Source organism: Methyloceanibacter sp., from assembly GCF_035650995.1.
Classification (GTDB): Bacteria; Pseudomonadota; Alphaproteobacteria; order Rhizobiales; family Methyloligellaceae; genus Methyloceanibacter.
On the sequence record NZ_DASRGO010000190.1, the window covers coordinates 1 to 14343 of the forward strand.

Genomic DNA, 14343 nt, shown 5'->3' on the forward strand with positions numbered 1-14343 from the left:
GAAGCAGGTCGTCGCCGAAAAGAAGAAGCAGAAGGCCCAGCAAGAGGCCGAGACCGATCACGACGCGCCCTACAATCCCTACACCGGCAAAGAGACGCTTCTCGACAAGGCTTTCGCCAAGCTGTGGAGCAAGAAGACTGACGCGCAGCCGGTCGACGACGTGCCCGAGCCGGATCCCACCGATAAGCGCCCGGAGGACGAGGGCAAGACCTCAATCGCTTCTTCGACCGGTCCCAAGGCGCCGCAGGTGCCCGATGCCGTCCTGCCTGCGCCACAGGACGATCCATTCCACCCGGCCGCACCCGACAGCTACAAGGGTGTCTCCTCCGGCGAGAATGCCAAGAATTACTGACGCCTTCGCCTGCCCGAGCGGGCGAGCATTCTTTCCGAATTGGCTTGAAAACGCAGGGCCAACGCCTGAAATTCGTGGATCATGACGCGGAGAGGACCGGCGGCACGATCCTTGCTCCGTATTGCTCGATGTCTCACGCAAGGCCTCGCTCTATGCTGATGTGGATGGTTGACCAGCTTGGCGCGCTGTTCGATGCGCGGCTCCCCTTTTTGCTCGCGTGCGCGAGCCTCGCCTCGATGGCGGTTGCCGTCGCGGCCGAAAAGCCCTCTTCGGAGCGCGCCACGACCTTCAAGCTGGCAAACGGCCTCGACGTGGTGGTGATCCCCGATCATCGCGCCCCCGTTGTCACCCAGATGATCTGGTACAAGGTCGGCGCCGCCGACGAGCCGCCCGGCTCCTCCGGCATCGCCCACTTCCTCGAGCATCTGATGTTCAAAGGCACCGCCACCATCCCGAGCGGCCAGTTCTCCAAGATCGTCGCGCGGAACGGCGGCGAGGACAACGCCTTCACCAATCACGACGTCACCGCCTATTTCCAGCGCGTCGCCAAGGACCGGCTCGCGACGGTGATGGCCATGGAGGCCGATCGCATGGCCAATCTCAGACTGACCGAGGACGACGTTGTCACCGAGCGAAACGTCATCCTCGAGGAGCGCCGCTCGCGCGTCGACAACGATCCGGGCGCCATCCTGCAGGAGCAGATGATGGCGGCGCTTTACCGGAACCATCCTTATGGCATCCCGATCATCGGCTGGGAGCACGAGATCGAGGGTCTCGACCGCAACGACGCCCTGACCTACTACAAACGCTTCTACGCGCCCAACAATGCGATCCTCATCGTGGCCGGCGATGTCGAGCCCGATGAGGTGAAGAAGCTCGCCGAGGAGACCTACGGCAAGATCAAGCCGAACCCCAATGTGAACGGCCGTGCGCGGCGAAAAGAGCCCGAGCATTTCGCCCCGGTGAAGGTCACGCTCGAGGATCCGCGCGCCGGCCGCACCACGGTACAGAGATATTATCTCTCGCCGAGCTACGCCTCGGCGCCCGCCGGCGAGGCCGAGGCGCTCGATCTTCTGATGCGCGCCGCAGCCTCGGGTCCGGTCAGCCGCATCTACAAGAAGCTCGTGGTCGAAAAGAAGAAGGCCGCCAACGCCGGCGGCTGGTATTCCGATTCCGGCCTCGATTCGGGACGGCTCGGCTTCTACGCCATCGCCGCCGAGGGCGTCTCGGCTGACGATCTCGACCAGGCGATCAAAAGCGTGATCGAGGATTTGCGCGAAGACGGAATCAGCCAAGCCGAACTTGACCGTGCACGAGCCTCTTATCTCGCCGAATTCGTCTACACCCAGGACAGCCAGTCGCGCATGGCGCGCCACTATGGCTGGCGGCTCGCGACCGGCATGACGATCCGGGACGTCGAGAATTGGCCCGAGCGCCTGAAGCGCGTGACCGTCGAGGACGTGCGGGAGGTCGCGCGGAAATATCTCGTCGACAAGAATTCCGTCACCGGCTATCTGCTGCCGGCGCCCGAATATACGGGCAGCATGGGTGAGACGCCGGCCTATGTGCCAGTCAAAGGCAAGTCCTAACCATGGTCCGGCGGGGGGCGTTCGGACTCGTCTGGCTCTGCGCGCTTCTCGTTCCTCTCGCCACCGCCCCGGCAGCCCAGGCTAACGATATGAAGATCGAGCGCGTCACGAGCCCCGGCGGCATCGAGGCTTGGCTCGTCGAAAGCCACGCCAATCCCCTGATCGCCATCCGCTTCGCCTTTCGCGGCGGCGCGACCCAGGACGATCCGGGCAAGGAGGGGCTCAGCTATTTCGTCTCGGCGATGATGGACGAAGGCGCCGGCGAGCTCGACGCGCTCGCCTTCCAGGAGAAGCAGCAAGAGCTCGCTATGCGCATGGAATTCGACGCCGCGCGCGACGTGATGCTCGGCAATCTCCAGACGCTGACCGAAAACAAGGACCAAGTGTTCGATCTGGTGCGGCTCGCGCTCGCCGAACCGCGCTTTGATGAGGATGCGATCGCTCGCGTGCGGGCCCAGATCCTGGCCGGCCTCAAATTCGACGAGCATGATCCCGAGACCGTCGCCTCGCTCGCCTGGGACCGGCTCGCTTTCCAGGGTCACCCTTACGGCCGTCCGATCAAGGGCACGCCGCGATCGGTTGCCTCGATTACGCGCGATGATCTCAAGTCCTATGTCAGACGCGTTTTCGCCCGCGACAAGCTCCTGATCTCGGTGGTCGGAGACATCAACCCCGCGCAGCTCGGCAAGGCGCTCGACCACATGTTCGGGGCGCTTCCCGCCAAGGCCGACCTCACTCCGGTCGCCGACGCCGCCCCGCCGCTCGGGCCGACGCAGGAGATCATCGAGATGGACGTGCCGCAATCGGTGGCGCAGTTCGGCCATCGCGGCATCCCGCGCAAGGACAGCGATTTCATCGCCGCTTACGTGCTCAACTACATCATCGGCGGCGGCGGCTTCGCCTCGCGGCTCATGGAGGAGGTTCGCGAGAAGCGCGGTCTGGCCTATTCGGTCTATTCCAACCTCTATCCCTACCAGCACGGCGCCGTGTTCGTGGGCAGCGTGGCGACCAAAAACGAGGCGGTCGGCCAGTCGCTCGAAGTGATCGAGGGCGAGCTGAAACGCCTCGCCGAGCAGGGCCCGACCGCAGAAGAGCTCGCCAACGCCAAGAGCTATCTCACCGGCGCCTACGCTCTCAGATTCGAATCGTCGTCCTCGATCGCGAACCAGCTCCTCGCCATTCAGATCGAGGATCTCGGCATCGACTATGTGAACCGGCGCAACCAGTTGGTCGAGGCCGTCACGCTCGACGACATCAAGCGCGTGGCCAAGCGCCTGATCGAGGCCGACCGTCTCATCACCACCATCGTAGGCAAGCCGGTGGCCGTCGCGCCTGTGGGAACCCCCGGTTAAGGACGAACATTGTCATTTCCGCTAGGCGGATATCCAGTGGTCGTCGCGGAGCGCGGAGAATTATCGATCGATGCCGTTAAAACAATCCGTGGAAGGCTGTCTCGACTCCACCGTCGGCAGCCTCGGGCTTCCGCAAGGCTCGCTTGACAAAAACCTCGACAAGCTTGAGGCGCGTCTCGTCGCGCTCCGCGAAGCTCACGCGAAGGGAACACTCCCGCTGTTGCGCGTCCCGAAGTGGCGGGACGACATCGAAGCCGCGCGCACGAGCCTGAAGAAGCTGACGCACGGCGCCCGCACGCTCGTTTTCTTCGGCACCGGCGGGTCGAGCCTCGGCGGGCAGACGCTGGCGCAGCTCGGCGGCTGGGGCATCCCCGGGGACGACAAGCACGGCAGCGAAGAGCGCCCGCGCACGCGCTTCTACGACAATCTCGATGCCCGCACGCTCGATCTTGCGCTCGCCGGCCTTGACCTCAAGACGGCACGCTTCGTCGTCATCTCGAAATCGGGCGGCACGCCCGAGACTTTGGTGCAGATCGCCGCCGCTCTCGATGCCGGGCGCAAGGCCGGTCTCGAGACGCGCATCCCAGAGCTGTTTCTCGCCGTCACCGAGCCGGCCGTGAAAGGGAAGCCCAACGGCTTGCGCGCGCTCTGCCAGCATTTCTCCATCCCCGTGCTCGACCACGATCCCAATATCGGCGGCCGCTTTTCGGGACTCACCAACGTGGGTCTCCTTCCGGCTCTCGCCCGTGGCCTCGACGTGGTGGCGCTGAGGGAAGGGGCACAGAGCATCATTGATGCGCTGCTGAACACCAGGAGCGCTTGCGACTTCGCGCCGGCAGTCGGCGCTGCCGTCGCTATCGGTCTTGCCGGGGAGCGCGGCGTGCGCGCGAACGTCATGCTGCCGTACAGCGACCGCCTGTCGCGTTTTGCCGCCTGGTATGTGCAGCTCTGGGCCGAAAGCCTGGGCAAACACGGGGAGGGGACCACCCCGGTCGCGGCGCTTGGGCCGGTCGATCAGCACAGCCAGCTGCAGCTTTATCTCGATGGCGCGCCACAGCACTTCATCACTGTGATCCGCGAAGATTGTGTTGGCCGGGGGCCGCGCGTCGCTCCGGACCTCGCCAAGCTCGCCCACGCGGAATATCTCGCGGGCCAGGCGGCGGGAGACCTGGTCGCCGCGCAGCAGCGCGCCATCCCCGAGGCCCTGATCGGAGCCGGGCGGCCGGTGCGGACCATCGATCTGGAAGTCCTGGACGAGCGCTCGCTCGGCGCGCTCATGATGCATTTCATGCTGGAAACGATCCTCGCCGCCCACCTGCTCGGTGTCGACCCGTTCGACCAGCCGGCGGTAGAATCGGGTAAAGTGCTGACCCGCCGGTATCTCGCCGGCGCCGAGGCACGTCATGGCGATACGCGAGCTCCCGCCTAATCTCGTCAACCGCATCGCGGCCGGTGAGGTCGTCGAGCGGCCCGCGAGCGTGGTCAAGGAGCTGGTCGAGAACGCGATCGACGCCGGCGCTTCGCGCATCGACATCGTCGCCACCGGGGGCGGTCTCGGCGTGATCCGCGTCACCGACGACGGTTCCGGCATGGACAAAGCGGACCTTGTGCTTTCGGTCGAGCGCCACGCCACCTCCAAGCTCGCGGACGACGATCTTTCCCGCATCCTCACGCTCGGCTTTCGCGGCGAGGCGCTGCCGTCGATCGGCGCGGTGGCCAGGCTCTCCATCCAGAGCCGCGCCCGCGGCGCGCATGAGGCCTACGAGATCGCCGTCGACGGCGGACGGAAAGCGCCGCTGAAGCCTGCCGCGCTTGGCGCGGGCACGCGCGTCGAGGTGCGCGATCTCTTCTACGCCACGCCGGCGCGGCTGAAGTTCATGAAGTCGGAACGCGCCGAAAGCGCGGCCATCGCCGACATGGTGAAGCGGCTTGCGCTGGCGAAACCCGAGATCGCCTTCAGCCTCGCCAATGGCGAGCGCACCACGCTCAGACTCGAGCCATGCCCGCCCGGCCTCATCGATCATGGACTCACGCGGCTCGGCCGCATTCTCGGCGAGGATTTCGTCGCCGACGCGCTCGCCGTTGAGGGTGCGCGCGGGGAGGTGAACCTCGAAGGTTTCGCCGGACTTCCGACGTTGCATCGCCCCAACGCCGCGCAGCTTTACCTCGTGGTGAACGGGCGCCCTGTGCGCGACAAGCTCCTCGCCGGCACGGTGCGCGCGGCCTATGGCGACCTCCTGCCGCAAGGCCGCTATCCCATGCTCGCTCTGTTCCTCACGCTGCCCCCCGAGGAGGTGGACGTGAACGTCCACCCGGCCAAGACCGAGCTCAGGTTCCGCGATCCGAACGGCGTGCGTTCGCTTCTGATCGGGGCGCTCCGCGATGCGTTAGCCAAGGCCGGTCACCGCGCCACGGCCACCCTCTCTCAGGCGGCGCTCGAGCGCATGACGCGGCCCGACCTCGGCCGCGCGCCTGAAGCACAGAATGCCGGCCGTTACCACGTCGCCTACACGCGCGAACGCCGCGCCGTGGGTTTCGCCGAGCCCGCGCAAGCTCCGCTCTCACCGCTCGCCGAGCCGAGCGGCGACACGCGCGGCATGCAGGCTGACCATGAGCAAGACACGGCGCACCCGCTTGGGGCTGCACGCGCGCAGCTGCGCGACACGTTCATCATCGCCGAGACCGAGGATGCCCTCGTCATCGTCGATCAGCACGCGGCGCACGAGCGGCTTGTCTACGAGCGCTTGAAGCGCGCCTTCGCCAACGGCGGCATCTCCCGTCAGATGCTGCTCATTCCCGAAGTGGTCGAGCTCGACGCCGAGGCCGCCGCCAATCTCTGCGCCGCATCGGGCGAGCTTGAGCGCCTGGGTCTCGTCGTCGAGCCGTTCGGCGCGAGCGCCGTGGCGGTGCGCGAAGTGCCGTCGCTCCTCGGCACCTTCGCCGTCAAGTCCTTGCTCAAGGATCTCGCCGACGAACTTGCCGAGACGGAAGGCGAGCAAGGGAGCCGGCTCATCGCCGGTCGCCTCGATCGCGTGCTTTCGACCATGGCTTGCCACGGAAGCGTGCGAGCCGGGCGGAGGCTCAGCCCCGAAGAGATGAACGCGCTCCTGCGCGACATGGAGAGGACGCCCTTCACCGGCCAGTGCAATCACGGCCGCCCGACCTATGTCGAGCTCAAGCTCGCCGACATCGAGAAACTGTTCTCCCGCCGCTAGAGCGAACCAAATCCGCTCAAGCCACGGGCCGCTCGCCAGAGCCTGTTGTCCCTGGATGCCCGGCTGAAGGCCGGGCATGACGAGGCGATTGGGCGAAGTCTTGCTCTAGGTCGCTCAGACTCTCGGAGCCGAGGGAAGCTCGACCTTTTCGGTCGACTTGTTCTCCGTCACGCAGGCCGCAAGTTCGGCGATCGCGTCGCGCGTGCCGGTGAGCTTGAAGCTGACTTGCATGCCGTCGGTCTGGATGGTCAGCACGCGCCCCTCGCGCATTGCCTCGATCACGGGACTTGAATTGTCGAGCGGGATGAGGATGCCGTGGGGATCGACCACTTTGGCGAGAGCGGGAATCGGATCGCGCGCATCGACGAGGAGGATGACGCCGTGCGTTTCTCCGACCTCGAACTGGCGCCGTTCGTCGGCGAGCACGAGACCCCAATCGTAATCCTTGCTGATGACGAAACCGAGCAGGATGCCGTCGTCAGACTGCGCCGTCATGGTGCAGTCGCGGAAGTTTCCGTCCGAATCGTAGTTGGCCTCCCCCTTCCAGACGCCCGACACGAACGAGGTATCCGCCGACAACGGGGTCACGGCCGCCGCCATGAGCAGTGGCCCCAGGAGCATGGCTCTGATGGTCATGGCACTCCCCCGCGAGGCCGCAATTTCCAGCATTAAAGCACAACCGATCGAGAGAGGGTACGTTGCGCCATCACGCTTGCGTGTTATCCCCGGACCGGGCGAGAGCGACGATGGTGTCGCCGTAGCGGCGCCGGTCGATTTCCTCGAACGGCGCGGGCCAGGCGATCTTGGTTCCGGCGCGCTCCTCGAGGACCGCGATTGCGTCCTTGCCCACCCAACCTCCTGCAACGGCGGACGCGAGCGCTCGTTCCCCCAGGCCTTTACCATAAGGGGGGTCGCAGAAGATGAGGTTGAAGGGCTGGAGCGTGCCCGCCTCGCCGAGCCTGGTTGCGTCCCGCCGCCAGATCTTGGTCACCCCGGTCAGGGACAGCGCCTCGATATTGCGGCGGATGGCGGCCCGAGCCGCGGCGTCATCCTCGATCAGGATGGCGTAGCGTGCCCCGCGCGACAGCGCCTCAAGCGCGAGCGCGCCGGTCCCGGCGAAGAGATCGAGCACCCGCGCGCCCTCGAATTCGAACTGCGCCGGCCCGTGCTCGATCACGTTGAACAGCGCCTGTCGCACGCGGTCGGAAGTCGGGCGCGTGGCGAGCCCTTTCGGAGCCTGAAGCGCGGCGCCCTTGAACTTCCCGGCGACGATCCGCATCGGCCTAGCCGCGGCGCGCCTTGCGGCGTTCCTTGATGGCCTGAGCAAGGCCAAGATCGACGGCAAGCTTCCGCCCGAGCTGATCGGCAAGGATCTTCGGCCTGACCTCCGCGACCGCCCCTTCTGCGAGGTCGCCGAGCACGAACGGCCCGAACGAAACGCGGATGAGCCGGTTCACGGTGAGGCCGAGATGCTCGGCGATTCGCTTGACCTCGCGGTTCTTGCCTTCGCGGAGCCCGAGCATGAGCCAGAGATTTGCGCCCTGCTCGCGGTCGATGCGCGCCTCGACCGGCCCGTAGTGGATGCCGTCGATGCTCACCCCCTCGCGAAGCTTGTCGAGAGCCTCTTCGCTCACGCGGCCGTGGGCGCGCACGCGGTAACGCCTGAGCCAGCCCGTGCTCGGAAGTTCGAGGTGCCGCGCCAGCTCGCCGTCGGTCGTGAGCAGCAACAGTCCTTCGGTGTTGATGTCGAGCCGCCCGACCGAGACGACGCGGGGCATGCCCTCGGGCAGGGCCTCGAACACGGTCTTGCGACCTTGCGGGTCCTTGTGGCTTGTCACCAGCCCGCGCGGCTTGTGATAGCGGAAGAGACGCGGCGCTTGCGCTTCGGGCAACGGCTTGCCGTCGACCGTGATCTTGTCCTTACCGCTTACGACAAAGGCGGGCGAACTGAGCACCTTGCCGTTCACCGCGACGCGGCCAGCCTCGATCATCCGCTCGGCATCGCGGCGCGAGCAGAGCCCGGCATGCGCGATCGCCTTGGCGATGCGCATCGGCTCGGCCGACCTGGCGACAACCGGATTCGGTTCCGAATGGTCAGATTTGGGCTTCTGCGGCCGCTCAGGCCTGGGCTTATGCGGCCCTTGACCCGACACTCGCTTCACGCCCACCTTGCCGCCCATGGACGAGAAGCTTGCAGATGCCGCCCGAACAGGCAAGGCCGCGCATCCCATGGACCTCGCCTTGAAAGAGGCCGAAACCGCCGCGGCGCGGGGCGAGGTGCCGATCGGCGCCGTCGTCATCGGCGCCTCGGGCGAAGTGCTGGCCAGCGCCGGCAACCGCACTATAGAACTCCGCGACCCGACCGCCCATGCCGAGCTGCTCGCCATTCGCGCCGCATGCGCACGGTTTGGCAGCGAGCGGCTGACCGATTGCGACCTCTACGTCACGCTCGAGCCCTGCGCCATGTGCGCCGCAGCCATCTCCTTCGCCCGCATCCGCCGGCTCTATTTCGGCGCTTCCGATGCGAAAGGAGGCGCCGTCGAGCACGGGCCGCGCTTCTTCGCGCAGCCGACCTGCCACCACGCGCCTGAGGTGATCGGCGGCTTGGGCGAAGCGCGCGCGTCCGCCCTGCTCAAGACTTTCTTCGCCGCGCGCCGCTAGACGAGCGAAATCTAGTCGGTCAGCATCAAGTTCCACTTGGAAGGGGTGTACCAGAGGCAGGCGCCAAGCGGCTTCGACCACAGGCACACTTGGCCTGGCCTTGGGCCCGGCAGGGTGCCGTTCCGCTTGGCCGTGAGCAGCGCCTGCTCCCACTGCGCGCCGGCGCTCTGGCGGGCGAGGCTCAACTCGGTCGACAGCGCAAGAACACACATTGCCAACAGCATTGTTCGCATGACAGCCTCCTCAAAGGAGGTCTGCCTTACTCGGTAGCCTGCTAATAATTCATGGATAGCAAAAGTATTTGCGCGAAGAAATAGAGTATTGCTTCAATCGACCTATCAATCTCTCGGGGTATTGATCCGCACTTTATTAAAATTTGGGCAAAAAGTCGTGGGTTCTGGCCGCCAGCCATCGTCGCTAGAACTGGAAATAGATGAAGCTCAGGGGCTGGCCCTCGCCGACCTCGAGAATGCAGAGCACGGCGACGGCGACGAAGCCGATCGCCACCGGCCAGGTCGGGCGGATCCACATGGCAAGCTCCGCGCTCGGCACCTTGATCATCGCGAGCGAGCCTGCGATCGCGATCGGCACCACCGCCGACCACGACCAGGTTCCAAGTCCGCCCTCGCCGGCAAGGCCGACGAGCATACGCTCCGCTGCTGCAAGATCCGCCGCCCGGAACAGCACGAACAGCAGGACTACGAAGGCCATGGTGACGGCCCATGAGACGAGCGAGGGGAGGGGAACGCCGTAGCTCTGCCAGAAGCGGCAAACGAGGAGGCCGATGCCGTGGGCAACGCCCCACAGCACGAAGGTCCATCCCGCCCCGTGCCAGAGCCCGCATAGGCCCATGGTGACGAGCGTCGCCCAGATATAGGTCGCCACGCCCTCCCGGCTTCCCCCGAGCGGGATGTAGACGTAGTCGCGCAGCCAGCGCGACAGTGTGATGTGCCAGCGCCGCCAGAAATCGCGCAGGTTCAATGCGCGGTAAGGCGTATTGAAATTGAGAGGCAGCATCAGCCCGAGCGTAAGCCCGATGCCCATCGCCATGTTCGAATAGGCGACGAAGTCGAACAGGATCTGCAAGGAGAAGCCGAGCGCGCCGGTCAGGGAATCGGCAAGCGTCGGCACCTCGGTGGTGGCCCGCTTGAACACAGGATCGACGATGCCGGCAAGCCGATCGGCGATGAAGAATTTCTCCACGAAGCCGATGAAGAATAGGATCAAGCCGCGCCCGATCCGCTCGTACACGCCGGTGCGCAGAGGGTCGCAGGCGAACTGCGGAATGATCTCGTTGTGCCGCATGATCGGCCCGGCGATGAGATGCGGAAAGAGCACGACGAAGAGAGCGAAGTCGCGCAGTCGGTAGCGCGGCGCATCGCTTCGTAACCGGTCGGCGAGATAGGAAACGAGCTCGAAGGTGTAGAAGCTGATGCCGATCGGCAGCACGAGCGAGGCCTTGGCGAATTCGAGGCCCGTCACCTGGGCAAGGATGGTCGCGCCGAAGTCGAGATATTTGAACAGGCCTAGCACGGAAAGATTGGCCACGATGGCGAGCACGAGCGGCCAGCGTGTGCTGAGCGTGATGGAAAGCTCGACCAGGAGCCAGGTGACGAGAATCTGTGAGACGAGCAGCGGGACGAAGCGGACGTCCCACCAGCCGTAGAACACGAGCGAGGCGGCGATCAGCCACCAGTTGCGCAGGCTCTCCCGCTGCGCCAGCGCATAGAATATGCCGACGGCGACCGGCATGAAGAGGAGGACGAACGCCTGACTGTGAAAGAGCATGTCGATTTACGCGTCTGGGCGGCAATCAATCGCTCGAGACCGCAACCGCCCGCGGGCCGTCCAAATAGCGCCAGTCTCCGGCCGGGTCGTCCTGACGGGTGGCAAGCGCCCGCTCGATGTCGGCGACGATGCGCTCGGCGATCCCGACCCGGTAATGGAGCGGGTCCCAGTAGTTGGCGTCGTCGGTTGTAATCTCGGACGCAATGTCGAAGTCGATCACAGGCGCTGACTTGCCCTTGGCGACGGCAACGATGCGCGCCTTGCACTCGTCGAGCCTCGCCGCTTCCACGGATCCGGGCAATGGCTGGCTCGCGACATGCACCGGCATGAACGCGAGCACCACGCGGCCCTCGAACCGCCGCGTGATCTCATCGAGCCAGGCGAGCGCGGGAAACCGCCAGCGCGATCGCTCCGTGCTCGTCGGCACGTAGGCGGGCACGGCGGCCACGATCGCGTGCGGCTCCTCGTCCTTCCATAGTTTATGCCTGACTTTCACCGGATCGTAGGCAGTCTCGGGCGGCGTGAACACTTCGTAGCCTGCCGGAAAGCGGGCCTCGTTGATGCCGAGCGCCACACCCAAGCGCCGCCCGCTGATCTCGATGGCGCTGGCATTCAGCATGTAGCCGAAGTCATTCCACGAATTGTCGTCGTACATCCAATCGGGAAAGCCGCGGAACGTGGTTCGCACCGTGTCGGCGTCGTCGTCGCACCAGACATGGTCCAATCCGATCAGGAGGGTGCGCGGATGGGCGACCTCGCGCATGAAGAGATCGGCGAGCCGGTACTGCTCGTAAGCCTGCCCGGCATTGATGGCTAGGTTGACGAAGCGTCCGCCGAACACGCGCTCGAGTTCGGCCGGGCGAAGCAGGCGCGAGTCGGAAGCGCCGATGACGGCCGAATCGTACGCGCCTGAACGGATCAGCGCGGGAAACTGGAAGCGCTGGTTGATGTCGGTGATGGCGTGCTCGGCGAAAAGGATGCGGGGCAGGTTGCCGTACGGGTTCATCGCCAGGATGAAGAGGGCGAGCAGGACGAGAATCGCCGCCGATCCGCCCACTCCGACCCATACGAAACGCCGCCACCCCAACATGCCGAGCGTCCGCCTGTTTTGGAACCCCCGGTTAGGGTTCGCATAGCAGCGGATCGAAGGCAATAGCGTCGCCGCGGCCGCGCCAAAAAGAGCGCAAAATCGCGGAAACTCGCAAGAATAACGAAACGGTCTAGGGAATAGGCGAGCCGTCCTTCGGCGTCCAATAACGCATGCTCGGCGGGTAATTCGTCTCCGGAAACTGCCGTTGCAGCGCCTGGGTCTCGTAGTCCCCCTTGGCGTAGGGCACGAAGCCGAAATAGAAGCCGTAGCCCCCAGGGCGTCGAGGCGGCGAATAGAAATAGGGATAGATCGGCGGCCGCCCGCGCTTGAAGATCGGCTCAGCGCCGACTGGTTCGGTCGCGTAGAACATCGCAAGGCCAAGCACGATTGCGCCCGCCGCCGCGAGCCGTCCCGCCAGTTTCGTGATCATCGCCTGTCCCCGCGCCGTTTGGTTTTCAGCTTCCGATTCTGACTCTTTCACTCCCACGGCGCTGTGACAAGCTCACAAAGCAATGGCGCGCGGGGTCGACCTTATCGATCATGCAATTCCGCCATGAATGTGTCCCCGTGCGCCATCGAGATCTCAGACACTCTCCGTGAGCACGAGGAAGCGGTCGATCATGGCGTTGACCTGCTCGGGCACCTCAAGCTGGCAGAAATGACCCGAGCCCACCACCTGGCCGAAATAGAAACGCGGCACGAGGGCGCGCAGCCGCGCTATATCGGCGCGCGGCGGCCATTCGTCGGCGGCGATGTACAGCATGGGCGCGATGAGGCGTCCCTTGGCCTCATCGGCATCATAGGCGTGGCCGCCCTGCAGCGCGGAGATCATGACGTGCTGCGGCGCCCGCGTCATGATGGAAAGGATGCGTGCGCGCCGTTCGGCGTCGTCGGTGGGCAGGAACAGCACCGCGTCGGCATAGTCGCCGATCACCTTGCGGTAGCCCGGTCCGCGCAAACCGTCGATGAACTTGGCGAGCGCAGAACCGACCGTCTGCGGCGGCGTAAGCCCGGCATCGATCGTGACGATGGCCGAGGGAAGCTCGGCATGTCTCGCCGCGAAGGCGAAGGCGACCACACCGCCCATGCTATGGCCGATGACGACCGGTTCTTCCAATCCGAGCTCGCGGACGACGAACGCGAGGTCGTCGGCGAACAGCTGCATCGTGTAGTCTTGCCGCGGCTTCTCGCTTGCCCCGTGTCCGCGCAGATCGACAGCGACCACGCGATGGCCTTGCTGCGCGAAATGCGCAAATTGAGGCGCGAAGAAGCTGTGGTCGCAGCACCAGCCGTGCACGAACAGGAGCGGCCGCTTCGCGCCCATTGCTTCTTCATAGAAGAGCGACACCCCGTCCCGCTTCAGCGTCGCCATGCGCCTCTCTCGGTCCTCATGCGCCCGCGCGCCGCTTGCGCTCCATCAACTGCCAGACCATCGGCGTGAAGATCAATTGCATGGCAAGCGGCATCTTTGCGCCCGGACAGACGATGGTGTTCGGCCGCGACATGAACGAGGAGGGCAGCATCGTCAGGAGGTAAGGAAAATCGATGCCGCGCGGATTTCGGAAGCGGATGATGAGCATGCTCTCGTCCGCGCTCGGCACGTCGCGCGCGATGAACGGATTTGACGTATCGACGGTCGGCACGCGCTGGAAGTTCACATGCGTCTGCGAGAATTGCGGGCAGATGTAATTGATGTAGTCGGGCATGCGGCGGAGGATCGTGTCGACGATCGCCTCCTGGCTGTAGCCTCGCACCGATCTGTCGCGGTGGAGCTTCTGGATCCATTCGAGATTGATGACCGGCACGACGCCGATCAGGAGATCGGCGTGCCTCGCGACATCGACCGTCTCGGTCACGACCGCGCCGTGCAGTCCCTCGTAGAACAGAAGATCGGTCCCGGCCGGGAGGTCTTCCCATGGCGTGAAGGTGCCGACCGTCTGCCGATAAAGAACGGCCTCCTCCTCGTCGTGCAGATATTTGCGCACTCTGCCGGCGCCGCTCTCGCTGTAGACGCGGAACAGGGTCTCGAGCTCCTCGAAGAGATTGGCCTCGGGGCCGAAATGGCTGAAATTCGCGATGCCCTTGGCGTGGGCCTCGGCCATCTTTTCGTGCATCTCTTCGCGGTCGTAGCGGTGGAACGCGTCGCCATAGACGATCGCGGCGTTCACGCCCTCGCGCCGGAAGATCTGCTGGAACGTGGTCGTGACCGTGCTCGTGCCAGCGCCCGACGAGCCGGTGATGGCAACGACCGGATGCTTTGCCGACATGTCCCCTCCCGCCGTCATATTAGAGGGGA

15 protein-coding genes are annotated in these 14343 nt (G+C 65.2%); 6 read left to right on the forward strand and 9 right to left on the reverse strand.

Annotated elements, in window-relative coordinates:
* The 5 genes from VFB18_RS14090 to mutL all read left to right on the forward strand — a co-directional run.
* Positions 1–352: hypothetical protein (locus tag VFB18_RS14090; RefSeq protein WP_324976594.1), on the forward strand; the 352-nt coding region annotated here is incomplete at its 5' end.
* Between the two features lie 164 nt (positions 353–516).
* A complete protein-coding gene (locus tag VFB18_RS14095) occupies positions 517–1941 on the forward strand; it encodes a pitrilysin family protein (protein WP_324976596.1) in 1425 nt (474 codons plus the stop codon).
* Positions 1942–1943: 2 nt separating this feature from the next.
* Positions 1944–3293, forward strand: coding sequence for a pitrilysin family protein (locus VFB18_RS14100; protein ID WP_324976599.1), 1350 nt, complete (start codon positions 1944–1946; stop codon positions 3291–3293).
* A 70-nt stretch (positions 3294–3363) separates the two neighbouring features.
* Entirely contained in the window at positions 3364–4722 is a 1359-nt protein-coding gene (locus tag VFB18_RS14105; RefSeq protein ID WP_324976602.1) for a glucose-6-phosphate isomerase, read from the forward strand.
* Entirely contained in the window at positions 4697–6508 is a 1812-nt protein-coding gene (mutL, locus tag VFB18_RS14110; RefSeq protein WP_324976605.1) for a DNA mismatch repair endonuclease MutL, read from the forward strand. The genes VFB18_RS14105 and mutL overlap by 26 nt, the downstream gene beginning before the upstream one ends.
* Positions 6509–6622: 114 nt before the next feature.
* Here mutL and VFB18_RS14115 read toward each other — a convergent pair whose 3' ends face one another.
* From VFB18_RS14115 to VFB18_RS14125, 3 genes are all read right to left on the reverse strand, one after another.
* The gene (locus VFB18_RS14115) at positions 6623–7144 is read right to left on the reverse strand and encodes a hypothetical protein (RefSeq protein ID WP_324976608.1); all 522 of its coding nucleotides are present in this window, start codon (positions 7142–7144) and stop codon (positions 6623–6625) included.
* A 70-nt stretch (positions 7145–7214) separates the two neighbouring features.
* Positions 7215–7787, reverse strand: a complete 573-nt coding sequence (rsmD, locus tag VFB18_RS14120; protein ID WP_324976611.1) for a 16S rRNA (guanine(966)-N(2))-methyltransferase RsmD — start codon at positions 7785–7787, stop codon at positions 7215–7217.
* A 4-nt stretch (positions 7788–7791) separates the two neighbouring features.
* Positions 7792–8688 (reverse strand): pseudouridine synthase, encoded by an 897-nt coding sequence (locus VFB18_RS14125; RefSeq protein WP_324976613.1) that lies wholly within the window; start codon positions 8686–8688, stop codon positions 7792–7794.
* 49 nt (positions 8689–8737) lie between these two features.
* Here VFB18_RS14125 and VFB18_RS14130 point away from each other — a divergent pair, with 49 nt between their 5' ends.
* A complete protein-coding gene (locus VFB18_RS14130; RefSeq protein ID WP_324976616.1) occupies positions 8738–9169 on the forward strand; it encodes a nucleoside deaminase in 432 nt (143 codons plus the stop codon).
* A gap of 11 nt (positions 9170–9180) precedes the next feature.
* On the opposite strand, the gene VFB18_RS14135 is transcribed toward VFB18_RS14130, so the two are convergent.
* The 6 genes from VFB18_RS14135 to VFB18_RS14160 all read right to left on the reverse strand — a co-directional run bounded on the left by VFB18_RS14135 (position 9181) and on the right by VFB18_RS14160 (position 14314).
* On the reverse strand, positions 9181–9402 hold the full coding sequence (locus VFB18_RS14135) for a hypothetical protein (RefSeq protein ID WP_324976619.1): 222 nt from the start codon (positions 9400–9402) through the stop codon (positions 9181–9183).
* A gap of 184 nt (positions 9403–9586) precedes the next feature.
* Positions 9587–10957, reverse strand: a complete 1371-nt coding sequence (locus VFB18_RS14140) for an MBOAT family O-acyltransferase (RefSeq protein WP_324976622.1) — start codon at positions 10955–10957, stop codon at positions 9587–9589.
* Positions 10958–10982: 25 nt separating this feature from the next.
* Entirely contained in the window at positions 10983–12047 is a 1065-nt protein-coding gene (locus VFB18_RS14145) for a hypothetical protein (protein WP_324976625.1), read from the reverse strand.
* A 130-nt stretch (positions 12048–12177) separates the two neighbouring features.
* A complete protein-coding gene (locus tag VFB18_RS14150; protein WP_324976628.1) occupies positions 12178–12477 on the reverse strand; it encodes a hypothetical protein in 300 nt (99 codons plus the stop codon).
* A 153-nt stretch (positions 12478–12630) separates the two neighbouring features.
* The gene (locus tag VFB18_RS14155) at positions 12631–13419 is read right to left on the reverse strand and encodes an alpha/beta hydrolase (RefSeq protein ID WP_324976630.1); all 789 of its coding nucleotides are present in this window, start codon (positions 13417–13419) and stop codon (positions 12631–12633) included.
* A 16-nt stretch (positions 13420–13435) separates the two neighbouring features.
* Positions 13436–14314: a phosphoribulokinase gene (locus VFB18_RS14160; protein WP_324976633.1), complete on the reverse strand. Its 879-nt coding sequence runs from the start codon at positions 14312–14314 to the stop codon at positions 13436–13438.
* Positions 14315–14343: the final 29 nt, after the last annotated feature.